We start from the raw sequence: 11,273 nt of genomic DNA on the forward strand, positions 1-11,273 counted from the left end.
CTGCCGGCTATTGCACGAGCCTGAACTTGGCCGCGGCCTCGTTTGCGCGGCGTTCGTTCGCCAGAAATTCCGTAAGACGATCTCTCTCCTTAAGAAGCGCCTCCCGGTTGCGCGTGGCAATCGCGCCCTCGCCTGTTCCGGGGGGCGCGTTGTCGGCAATCGACAGCAGATGCAGAAAGGCGTTGTCCGGGCCTTGAACCATCGTCGCGAAACGGCGGATGCCGATATGGTTTGCAACCGCGTCACAGGCGAAATCGCTGCCGCGGGTCGCCGCTATGCGGCTTCGAACTTCCTCCTCGGCGAGCCACTTGATTTCGCGACCGCTGGCGCAGCCGGTATCGAAGAAGCCGATCAGGTCGAAATTGCGCTCGAGGTCGTCCGGCGCGAGCGTGGACAGATAGAGCCGCGACAGCGCATCGAATTCCAAAAGGCTTCGCCGGAAACCGCCGCGCGCCAGGATCGTCACGTTCGGATCGGGATGCGGCGTGCGGGAATGCCAGAGCAGTTCGTGCCCGACGACGACCACGATCTCCGCGGCGCCGCCGGTCTTTTCCGTCAGCGCCCTGGATGCACGGTCCAGTTCTGCGAGATAGGCCGACGACATCGCGATGGTGCGCTCCAGCGTGAAGTTCTTGACCAGATATTTCTCCGACGTCCTGAACAGGTAGCCGCGATCGGACAGGATTTTCACGATCCGGTTGAGGGTCGCGGGCGAAACACCCAGATCGCGTGCGATATCGACCTGTTTCACCGGCTTCGACCCCGCCGAAGCCAGGTATTCAAGCACCTCAAGTATGCGATCGGTGGGACCCATTGGACGATTCAAGTCTCGCTTAAAATTTCATTATTGAAATTAACAATTATCATAAATAAAATTTCATGCAAGGGGTGGCGTGCTCAAAACGCTGTTCGCAGAGCAAGGCAAGGCCTGGGCGATGTTGATATTGACGATTGCCCGGCATGAAGCGCCGTCGATCCGGGATATCGTTTTCAAGCCTACCGGCGGATCGCCGCTGTCATCGCCTCAGACAAGACAGTCTGATCTACCGCGCCGCGAACACGCGGCCGATCGTGTTCAGCAGGATCTGGGCGGCGAGGCTGATCGCCTTCATCAAAAAATGAATTCGATGCTTTTTGGCACGCCGAAACCGGGCCGGGTCTTGCTTTCGTCAAATTTATATGTAGTATGCTAACTAATAGCTACCTAACATATAGTGTTCTATCGACATGTCCCAGACATCGACCGAGTTGCAGATCGCCTTTATCGAGGCGCTAGGCGTTACCAGCCGCAAGATGCGCACGCTTTACAATGCGCGGGTTGCGGAACTGGGGTTGACCTTTTCGCGCGCCCGCGTGCTGACGCTGCTTGCGAAAAGCGAGAGTTGCAATCAGAGCGCGCTTGCCTGCGAACTGGAGCTGGAGAAGCCGACTCTGGTGCGCATGCTCGACAGGATGGCGGAGCTCGACCTGATCGAGCGGGTGCCCGACCCGGATGACCGCAGGGTCAACCTGGTGCGCCTGCGCCCGCACGGAAAGGCGATGGCGGAAAGGCTTCTTGCCGAACGCGCCGGTTTTATCGGCACCTTCTTCGTTCCGGAAGACGAAGAGGCGCTGAAGGAGGCGACCAGCCTGCTGCACGCGATCGTCGACCGTATCGAGCGGATGGAGCGCGAACCATGAGCGCCGTCCAGAGCGCCGAACTGAGCGACGAGCCGGAAGAGAAAGCCGCCGAAACGCCGGACGAACAACCGGCTGCGCCGCCGCCGCTCTATCCGGGCGCGCCGCCGGCGCAGCCGCCAAAGCCGCTGCCGCAATTGCTGCTCTACATGTTCGCCGCAACCGTCGTCGGCCTGACCCAGGCCCTTGGCATGTCATTCATCACCGTGTCGATCCAGCAGATCGCCGGCCCGCTGAAAGCCACGACGGCAGAGGCGACATGGCTGCTTGCCGCCTATCTTGTTCCCAATGCCAGCCTGACGCTGATGCTGTTCAAGATGCGCCAGCAATTCGGGATTCGCCGCTTCGCCGAATATTCGATCGTTCTCTATGTGCTGATCAGTCTCTGCCATCTGTGGACCGACAGCTATCAGTCCGCGATCATCGTGCGTTTCTTTGCCGGCGTCGCCGCCGCGCCGATGTCGTCGATCGCGATCCTCTACATGCTCGAGGGCCTGCCGCGCGAGAAGAAGTTCTCGATCGGCATCTGCGCCGCGATGACGGTGATTTCGCTCGGCACGCCGCTTGCCGGGCTGATGGCGCCGGTGCTTCTGGACCACGGCGGCTGGCAGCGGCTTTATATCTGCGAGATCGGCCTCGCCCTGATTTCGCTCGCCCTGATCTACAAGCTGCCGCTGGTGTCGGGCGAACGGGTCAAGGTGATCAGCCGCAACGACCTGATCGCCTTCGGCTTCCTGTTCGTCGGCATGGGCGCGCTCACCGTCGCGCTGACGGTCGGGAGGATCTACTGGTGGACGGAAAAGCCGTGGATCGGCTGGCTGATGATCCTCGGCGTCGCCTGCCTGACGATCATGGTGCTGATGGAGACGCACCGGGAGAACCCTCTGCTCGACATCAGATGGATCACCTCCGCCGAGATCATCCATTTCACCGGCGCGCTCTTGATCTTCCGCATCATCCTCTCGGAGCAGTCGAGCGGTGCGCGGGCGTTTTTCATGATGCTCGGGCTCGGCAATGAGCAGTTGCGCGGGCTCTATATCGTCATCCTGCTGGCAACGATCGCGGCCGGCGCCGCCTGCGCCATGCTGCTGAAGCCCGGACGGGTTGCCGCCATGCATGGCTTCGCGCTGGTGCTGCTGATTATCGGGACCTGGCTCGACAGCCATTCCACCAGCCTTACCCGTCCCTCGCAGATGTATCTGAGCCAGACCCTGATCGCCTTTGCGGCGGGCCTCTACCTGCCGCCCGCCATGCTGGTCGGCATCATGGCGGCGCTGAAACGCGGACCCAATTATCTCCTGAGCTTCATCATCGTGTTTCTCACCACCCAGCGCATCGGGGGGATCCTCGGCTCTGCCCTGTTCGGAAGCTTCGTCACATGGCGCGAGCAGGTCCATTCCGCAGCACTTGCGCAGGATCTCGCCGCCGGCGATCCGCTCGTCAGCCAGCGCATCGCCCAACTTGCCGGGGCCTATGGTTCGACCATAAGCGACACGGTGGTGCGAAAGGCCGAAGGCGCGGTCCAGTTTGCGAGCCAGGTGCGCCAGCAGGCCTATGTGCTTGCCTATAACGACGCCTTCCGTTTCCTCTGCCTTCTGGCCTGCGTCGCCCTTGTCGTTCTCATCGTCGATGTCGCCTTCGAGACATGGGAACACAAGCGCGCCGCCGCCGAAGGCCTCCCCGCCTGACAACCAAAAAGACATTTCAAGATGACACGCATTATCCGCTCATTCGCCACCTATCTGACGCTCGCCATCGGTATAGCCGGGATCGTCGCCCTGTTGTTTGCCTGGAACCTGCCGCCCTTCGGTGGCGCCGTGGAGCGCACCGACGACGCCTATGTCCAGGGCAAGGTCACGCTGCTTTCGCCGCAGCTCTCCGCCCTTGTGGCCGAAGTCCCCGTGACCGATTTCCAGACGGTCAGGAAGGGCGATCTCCTGGTCCGTCTCGACGACCGCATCTATAGCCAGCAGCTTGCTCAGGCCGAGGCCAGCCTGCGCTCGGCCGAAGCCGCGCTCGATAGCAACGCGCAGGCGCAAAAGACCGCGAAGGCCAATATCAGCTCGGCCGAAGCCGGCGTAGAAAGCGCCAAGGCAAGCCTTGAAAACGCAAAGTCGCAATGGGACCGCATGGAGCGCCTGAGCGCCAAGGAGCTTTCCACCGGCAGCGACATGGACAAGGCGCGGGCAACGCTCGATCAGGCGAAAGCCGCTGTCGCGCAGGCCAATGCCAAGGTTGCGGTCGCCAGGGAAGCGCTGCAGACCACGATCGTAAATCGCCGGGCCCTCGAAGCCAGCGTGGCCGCGGCCGAGGCTGCGCGCTCGCTTGCCGAAATCAACCTGGAAAACACGAAGATCACGGCGCCGCGCGACGGCACGCTCGGCCAGGTCAAGGCGCGCGAGGGGCAGTATGTTACCGCCGGCGCCCAGCTCGTGGCGCTGGTGCCAGACAGCCGCTGGGTGATCGCGAATTACAAGGAAACCCAGCTCAAGGGATTGAAGCCGGGCCAGAAGGTCACCTTCACCGTCGATGCCCTGAACGGCGAGGCCTTCACCGGCCATATCGAGAGCTTCTCTCCGGCCTCAGGCTCGCAGTTCTCGGTGATCACGCCGGACAATGCCACCGGCAATTTCACCAAGGTCGCCCAGCGCGTCCCCGTCAGGATCGAAATTGATCCGGGCCAGACCGATGCCGACAAGCTCGCCCCCGGCCTTTCGGTCATCGCCCGCGTCGACACCAGCCAGAGCTGATCGCATTTTTGAGGCGCCCCTTTGCCGGGGCGCCTCGAGCTTCAGAAATCGTAGGAGAACCGGAGCATTCCGGAATTGCTGGAGGTGTTCTCCGAGAACGCCCCGTCATATTCGGCGCGCAGATGCATGCCGTTGTTGAGATTGGTCAGCTCCGCGCCGAGGCTCACCCGACCGAACACATCGTCCATCGGCAGGGTGATATCGAAGGTTCCAGCACCTGCCGGGGCTGCGGTGAAGCGGGCCTTGGTGTTCCAGTCGTCAGCCGACGAGACGGTCACGCCGGCCCGCGCATAACCGCGAAGCTGGTAGGTTTCCGAGAGAGCGAAGCGCGAGCCGACCTCGAACGAGGGCGAGGCCATGATCGCCCACTGGTCGCTGTCTTCCACCGTCTGGTTGAAGACGCCGGCTCCGGTTTCGGTGTAACCGCCGGCATTGGCGTAGATCAGGTCGATATCGACATAGGGCTTGGCGTAGAAGCTGTCCTGCGCGAAGGTGTAGGCCATCCTCCCGCGGGCGGCGAAGGTGGTCACGTCGCTGGAGCTGGTCGCCAGGCCGCCTGTCGAACCGAGGATCGACTGGCGGCTGTTGTCGAACGAGCCGTAGCTGCCCGAAACCGCGCCGGCAAAAAGCCATGGCCCGGGATTGTATTTCAGGCTTGCGCCGACCGCGAAGGTGTCGCCGTTGACCGAGGTGCGGCCGTCCGCGCCGTTGATGTCGCTATTCTCATAAGCCGCCGTCAGCCCCATGAACAGATCATCGGCAATGGCGAACTGCCCGCCAAGGGCGTAGCTGTAGGTGGTGTCATCATAACCGCTGACGCCATCGATCGTGCCCTGGTTAAAGCGCTGGCCGCCGAACTGGGCCCAGACGCATTCCGTCTGCACGATCATCGCCGTCGGGCCGTCGAAGACCGGGCAGCTCATCAGCCGGTCGAGACGCTGCGCGGCCATCGTCGCGGACTGCGCCGCAGGTACGGCGGCCATCGGCGAGTGGATCGCGTCGATCGCATTGGCAAGTCCGCTGCCGCCGGCCCTGGCGAGTTCGGCAAAACCTGTGCCGAACCCTTCGCCGCCCGTGTCCCAGACCCGCTGGAAATAGTCGGCGATGCGGGCGCGATTGCCGGTCAGGCCGAAGCGCGAACCGTCGAAGTCGGCATCGACCGACAAGGCCAGCGACGAGCCTTCCTCCAGAACCCTGTAGGTGAAGATGTCATGCAGCTTGCCGGTCAGCGTGCCGGTGCGCGCGCCATCCACCGTGAGGAAGGGGAGCTTGCGGGGCAGCAGCGAGATCGGCGCGACGTCGAGCGTGCCCGAAAGAGTCGCGTCCTGTTGCAGGATGAGCTGGTCGATCCGGTTGTTCTCGAAATCGGCATCGACGACCAGCGTTCCGCTGTCCACCTGCCGGAAATTGCCGGTCACGCGGGTCTCGCCGATGCCATTCTCGTCGCCGACGAACAGCTGGCCGTGGTTGACCACATTGGCCTGCAGCGTCCGCGCGCCCCGGCTGACGCCGAAATTGTTGAACGCGCCGGCATTGTAGGGCACCGCGATGAACGCGGTCGTCGCCAGGCTCTGGGTCGCAAGGTCGTATTCATAGCCCGCGCCCGAACCGTTGCCGTCGGCGTTTTCGAGCAGGACATCGCCAGCGACAACGCCGTAATTGTAGATGTCCAGCCTGCTGCCGTCCGCCGATGACCTGTCGCCGACGAAGCGGACCGCCGTGCCGGAATAGGCGCTGACCATGGCGCCATTATCGACGAGCAGCACATTGTCGCGCCCGCCGCTGACGAAGACGCCCGCGCCCTGGTTTGTGCCGCCGCCGACATTGCCGCCGACCTCGATGCTGATCGTTCCGAGATCGGACGCATCGGTACTGGCAGCGCCCTGGCTCTGCGCGAAAATGCCGATGCCGTTCGAGCCGATCGCGTTGACCTCGCCGCTCTGGACGACGTTGACGTCGCCGCCGTGACCATCGCCGAACAGGCTGGTCGAGCCGGCGAACGCGCCGGAACTGTCGCCGCCAAATCCGCCGCCGCCGCCGATCGACTGCGCGACGATGCCGTAGGCGTCGACGCCCGAGACTTGGATCGTGCCGTCGAACTCTACGCCGACATCGCCGCCGTCGCCGCTGCCGTTGATGCTGTCGAACTTGCGGTCGAGCGAGAGCGTCGACGTCGTCGCATCGCCGGCAATGCCGCCGCCGCCGCCGACCGACTGGGCGAAGAGGCCGTGCGCGCCGCTGCCATGGGTTTCGATAGAACTGCCATTGCCCGCGATCACGGTGACATCGCCGCCGTCGCCGCCGGAACCGCCGCGGCCGCCGACGCCGAGCGACAGGATGACATCGGACGCGCCGACCGCGCCTATGCCGCCGCCGCCGCCCACCGACTGGGCGAGCACGCCAAAGGCGCGGCTGCCATTGGTGGTGATGTTGAGGCCGGACTGGATGTTGACATCGCCGCCATGGGCGCTTCTTCCGCCATTGCCGCCGACCTGAATTTGCAGCGTCGCGTCGCGCAGGCGGTAGGAATCTTGTCCGCTGCCGATCGCCCCAAGCCCGCCGCCGCCGCCGACCGACTGGGCCACCAGGCCCATTGCGTCATTGCCATCGGTCGCGATATTGGCGGTGCCACCCTTCACGGTGACGGTGTCGCCATCCGAGCCTTCACCGCCATCGCCGCCGAAATTGGCGCCGAGCACCATCGCGCCGAAAGGATTGTCGGTCGCATCGCCGCCAACGCCGCCGCCGCCGCCGATCGATTGCAGCAGCACGCCATGCGCCATCACGCCGTTGGTCACGATCGCATTGGCGTTTTCGAAGGTCGCCGTCACCTTGCCGCCGTCGCCGCCGTCGCCGCCCGTGCCGCCGAGCAGGAGGTTGGCCTCGCCGGTCACCCGGCCGCCGGGGATGGTTGCCGCCCCGCCGAGGCCGCCGCCGCCGCCGATCGACTGGGCCATGATGCCGATCGCATGATCGCCCTTCGTGCCGATGGAGCCGCCGAAGGTGACGTCGACCGCCTTGCCGACGCCGCCCGTGCCGCCCGCGCCGCCGATGCCGACATTGCCCTGATAGGTCTGGTAGAGCAGCGAGAGGTAGGAGCCCGCCGCGACATCATTGCCGGCGACCGAGCCGCCGATACCGCCGCCGCCCCCGATCGACTGCGCCGCGATGCCGATGGAGCCGACACCGGTCGTGGTGATGGTGCCGTAGTCGGAGATCGTTACGTCGGAGCCGTCGCCGCCCACGCCGCCCTGCAGGCCAAGCGTCATCGACAGCGAGCCGGTCACCGTCATCGGCGTGCCCGTAACGCCGACCTTGCCGGAAATGCCGAAGGCGCTGCCCTGCGAGGTGCCGCCGCCGCCGCCGATCGACTGCGCCACGATGCCGTGGGAATTGTCGCCCGTGGTCTGAACGCCGGCGCCATTGGCAAGCGTGACCGTGACATAGTCGCCGTTGCCGCCCGCGCCGCCATCGCCGCCAAGCTGTTTCTTGCCGGTGAAGCCGACAAACCCGAACGAGGCGGAGGCACCTGTCGATGCCCGCCCGGCATTGCCGCCGCCGCCGCCGATCGATTGCGCCACGATGCCATCGGCATTGTTGCCGCTGGTTACGACCGAGGCCGTGTCGTTGAGCGCCACGGTAACGGTGTCGCCATTGCCGCCGGCTCCGCCCGTACTGCCGAGCGTCTCGCCGAAGGATGCGGAGAACACGCCGGCGCCGAGGCCGCTGGTCATGGCATAGGTCCATGAATTGCCGCCCGTGCCGCCGCCACCGCCAACCGACTGTGCGAGAATGCCGTGCGAGCCGTCGCCGGCGGTCACCACGCCGGTCGTGCCGTTGAGGCCGACATCGACATCGCCGCCCTTGCCGGCCGCGCCGCCATCGCCGCCCGCCGAGAGGGTAAAGCTCATCGATACCGGGACCTCGACCGGGATCACCTGGGCGATCGCGGCCGACATGGCGCGCCCGCCAATGCCGCCGCCGCCGCCGATGGACTGGGCGAGGATGCCGATCGAATCCGACGTGTCGTCGCCCGCCGTGCCGGTGGAGATAATGCTGTCGGTGAGGTCGACATTGACCCGGCCGCCATCGCCGCCCTGGCCGCCCGTGCCGCCAAGCGAGAAGGTCGAGGCGAACACCAGCGATTCATTCGCGCCGTAAGCCGCGCCGCCAATGCCGCCGCCACCGCCGATCGATTGCGCCACGATACCGTTGGAATTGGAACCGAGCGTCGATGCCTGCAGGCTATCGAAGGCGACGTCGACCCTGCCGCCGGTGCTGCCATCGCCGGCGTCGCCGCCCACCGTAAGCTGTGCGACCGTCAGCACCGCTTCGCTGACCGCATTGCCGCCCGTGCCTCCGCCGCCGCCGATCGACTGCGCGAGAATGGCCGAGGCATTATCGCCGGCGGTGGCGACGGCCGGCGCGCCGCTATAGGCGCCGGTGGCGAGATTGCGGTTGCCGACGGAGACGGGGCCGCCATCGCCGCCGATCCCGCCGCTGCCGCCGATGCCGACGCCGACAAGCACGCCGAAATCAAGCACGTCGCCGCCATCCCCGCCGCCGCCGCCGATCGACTGGGCGGATAGGCCATAGGAGAAATCGCCGCCGGTATAGATCGAACTGTCTTCCAGGAAGGCTTGAACCGCGCCGGCATCGCCGCCTTCGCCGCCATCGCCGCCGACGGAAAGCAGGCCGAAACCGCCAGCGCCCGCGCCGCCGCCGCCGCCGATCGACTGCGCCAGAATGCCGGTCGAGGCGTTGCGCGAGGTCTGCACGGAACCGCGATTGTAAACCTGGACGAGGCCGCCGGCCCCGCCGCCGCCGCCGCTGCCGCCGACAATCAGCTTGCCGCCGCCAAGCGTGCCGGCTGCACCCCCGCCGCCGCTGATCGATTGGGCGATGATGCCGCGCGAACCATAGCCGAAGGTCGCGATGATGCCGGTATTGGTGACGGAGACATGGCCGCCATCGCCGCCAAGGCCGCCATCGCCGCCAAGGCTGATGATCGAGGCGACCGGCAGGTCGCCCGCGCCGCCACTGCCGGCGATCGACTGGACCAGCATGCCGGGCGCCAGATTGCCGCTGGTGTAGATCAGGCCGGCATTGGACGCGGTGATCGCGCCGCCATCGCCGCCCTGTCCGCCGGCGCCGCCGGCCCCGAGCACGGTGACGAAATCGCCGCCGGTGCCTCCGCCGCCGCCGATCGACTGCAGGGCAATGGCCGCGGAATAATCGCCGAAGGTCTCGGTCTGCGTGCCGCTGTCGGTCGCAAAGGTGATGCGCCCGCCATCGCCGCCAACGCCGCCGCCGCCGGTCTGGCCGACGAGGGCTGTATTGTCGCCGCCATCGCCGCCGGTCCCGCCGATCGACTGGGCGAGGAAAGCATAGGCAGACGTGCCGGACGTGGTGATCGAGGCGGTGTCGTAGATGCCGACGGAAAGCGCGCCGCCATTGCCGCCATCGCCGCCGGAACTGTCGCGTTCGCCGTCCTCGCCATCGCCGCCATCGCCACCCTTGCTGCGCATCACGACGCCCGAAATCGCCTCGCCCTGGGTGGTGATGTTGGCGCTGCCATGCAGTTCGACCTTGCTGAGGCCGGCGACATCGCCGCTGGTGTCGCCGGCATTGCCGCCGTCTCCGCCCTTGTTGCTGCCGGGCGCCTCGCCGCCATCGCCGCCCTGGCTGATGGCCACCACCGCGCCGGAAAGCCCGTCGACATGGTTGTCGGAAACGATATGGATGTCGTTATTGACGTAGACCTCGACCTGGTAGCCGGCCTCGCCCTTTCCGCCCTTGTCGCTGTTGTCTTCGGAATCCCGGCCATCGCCGCCCTTGCTCAGCGCATAGATGCCGCGCACGCCGTCATCGGAGCCGTTGTGGTCGTTCCAGTAGATGTCGATCGTGCCATTGTTGGTGACGGAGATATTGCCGCCCGTGCCGCCATTGCCATTGTCATGGCCGCCCTTGTTACCCTCGGCGATCGCGGCGATGCCCCAGCCGAAGTCGCGGCCGTCGATATGGGCGCTGCTCGTGCCGAGCGTGATCGCGCCATTGTTGACGATGGCCATGTCCTTGGCGTCGCCGCTACTGCCGCCGCGCTGGTCACCGACCGTCGAATCCTGGTCGCCGCCCTTGCCGGCATGGGCGAGCGCATAGATGCCCGCGCCGCCGTTCGGAAGCGCCTGCTGAAGCGAGATGGTGGAATTGTTCTCGATGGTGATCGTGCCGCTGTCGCCGCCGCGCCCGCCATCATCGCCGCCGGCGCCGGTATCGTCCTCGTCGCCGCCGCCATGGCCGCCGAGGCTCTGGACGAGAATGCCGTAGACCTCGTCGTTCGAGGATCCGGCAATGGTGATCGGGGCGTAGTTGTAGACCGAGAGATTGCCGCCATCGCCGCCATCGGTGTGGCCGTCATCGTCGCCGTCGCCGCCGCTGGAGGAGAGCGCCAGGCCATAGCGGCCGTCGTCGCCGATGGTGATGGTGCCATAATTGTCGAGCCGATAATCGGGGCCATCATCGCCATTGCTGTCGTCGTCGCCATCATCGCCCTCGCCGACCAGCGGATAGCTGGCCGTGTAGGTGCCGCTCGAAATCGTGCAGGAACTGGCGTCGTCAGGGGAGAGGCAGAACACGGTCTGCGCCCCGGCTGCCGGCGGCATCAGCAGGGCGAGGGCGGAGACCGTTGTCAGGAGGAGCGACGCTCCGGTCGCTCCGTTGTTTCCGGTTCCGCGAACCGCGCCGCGCTCGCCCCCCAGACGCTTCCAACCCTTGGCCATCAGTCTGTCCTCGTCCCTCAGCTCGCCGCAGCGGCGATGTTAACAATGGAAAAGTGCATGATGGCTG

The 11,273-nt window shown here is 65.7% G+C and carries 6 protein-coding genes; 4 read left to right on the top strand and 2 right to left on the bottom strand.

Going from position 1 to position 11,273, the window contains the following annotated elements:
- Positions 1–7 precede the first annotated feature (7 nt).
- Positions 8–814 carry a MarR family transcriptional regulator gene (locus Mame_RS24185; RefSeq protein ID WP_018066801.1) on the bottom strand — a complete coding sequence of 269 codons (807 nt, stop codon included), beginning with the start codon at positions 812–814 and terminating at the stop codon, positions 8–10.
- 79 nt (positions 815–893) lie between these two features.
- Here Mame_RS24185 and Mame_RS24190 point away from each other — a divergent pair, with 79 nt between their 5' ends.
- Genes Mame_RS24190 through Mame_RS24205 form a run of 4 tightly spaced genes read left to right on the top strand, consistent with a single transcriptional unit; the run spans position 894 to position 4,427 of the window.
- The gene (locus Mame_RS24190; RefSeq protein ID WP_018066802.1) at positions 894–1,193 is read left to right on the top strand and encodes a hypothetical protein; all 300 of its coding nucleotides are present in this window, start codon (positions 894–896) and stop codon (positions 1,191–1,193) included.
- A 34-nt stretch (positions 1,194–1,227) separates the two neighbouring features.
- Complete coding sequence (locus Mame_RS24195; RefSeq protein ID WP_018066803.1) at positions 1,228–1,680, top strand: MarR family winged helix-turn-helix transcriptional regulator; 453 nt, start codon at positions 1,228–1,230, stop codon at positions 1,678–1,680.
- Positions 1,677–3,365: an MFS transporter gene (locus tag Mame_RS24200; protein ID WP_018066804.1), complete on the top strand. Its 1,689-nt coding sequence runs from the start codon at positions 1,677–1,679 to the stop codon at positions 3,363–3,365. Before Mame_RS24195 ends, Mame_RS24200 begins: the two co-directional genes overlap by 4 nt.
- A gap of 21 nt (positions 3,366–3,386) precedes the next feature.
- Positions 3,387–4,427: an HlyD family secretion protein gene (locus Mame_RS24205; protein WP_018066805.1), complete on the top strand. Its 1,041-nt coding sequence runs from the start codon at positions 3,387–3,389 to the stop codon at positions 4,425–4,427.
- 41 nt (positions 4,428–4,468) lie between these two features.
- On the opposite strand, the gene Mame_RS24210 is transcribed toward Mame_RS24205, so the two are convergent.
- Entirely contained in the window at positions 4,469–11,206 is a 6,738-nt protein-coding gene (locus Mame_RS24210) for an autotransporter outer membrane beta-barrel domain-containing protein (protein ID WP_018066806.1), read from the bottom strand.
- Positions 11,207–11,273: the final 67 nt, after the last annotated feature.

It is taken from the genome of Martelella mediterranea DSM 17316 (assembly GCF_002043005.1).
In the GTDB taxonomy this organism is placed as follows: Bacteria; Pseudomonadota; Alphaproteobacteria; order Rhizobiales; family Rhizobiaceae; genus Martelella; species Martelella mediterranea.

Bases quoted from the DNA above. Each gene is read 5' to 3' on its own strand.
- Mame_RS24185 (WP_018066801.1), bottom strand. From the start codon at position 814: ATGGGTCCCACCGATCGCATACTTGAGGTGCTTGAATACCTGGCTTCG.
- Mame_RS24195 (WP_018066803.1), top strand. From the start codon at position 1,228: ATGTCCCAGACATCGACCGAGTTGCAGATCGCCTTTATCGAGGCGCTA.
- Mame_RS24200 (WP_018066804.1), top strand. From the start codon at position 1,677: ATGAGCGCCGTCCAGAGCGCCGAACTGAGCGACGAGCCGGAAGAGAAA.
- Mame_RS24205 (WP_018066805.1), top strand. From the start codon at position 3,387: ATGACACGCATTATCCGCTCATTCGCCACCTATCTGACGCTCGCCATC.
- Mame_RS24210 (WP_018066806.1), bottom strand. From the start codon at position 11,206: ATGGCCAAGGGTTGGAAGCGTCTGGGGGGCGAGCGCGGCGCGGTTCGC.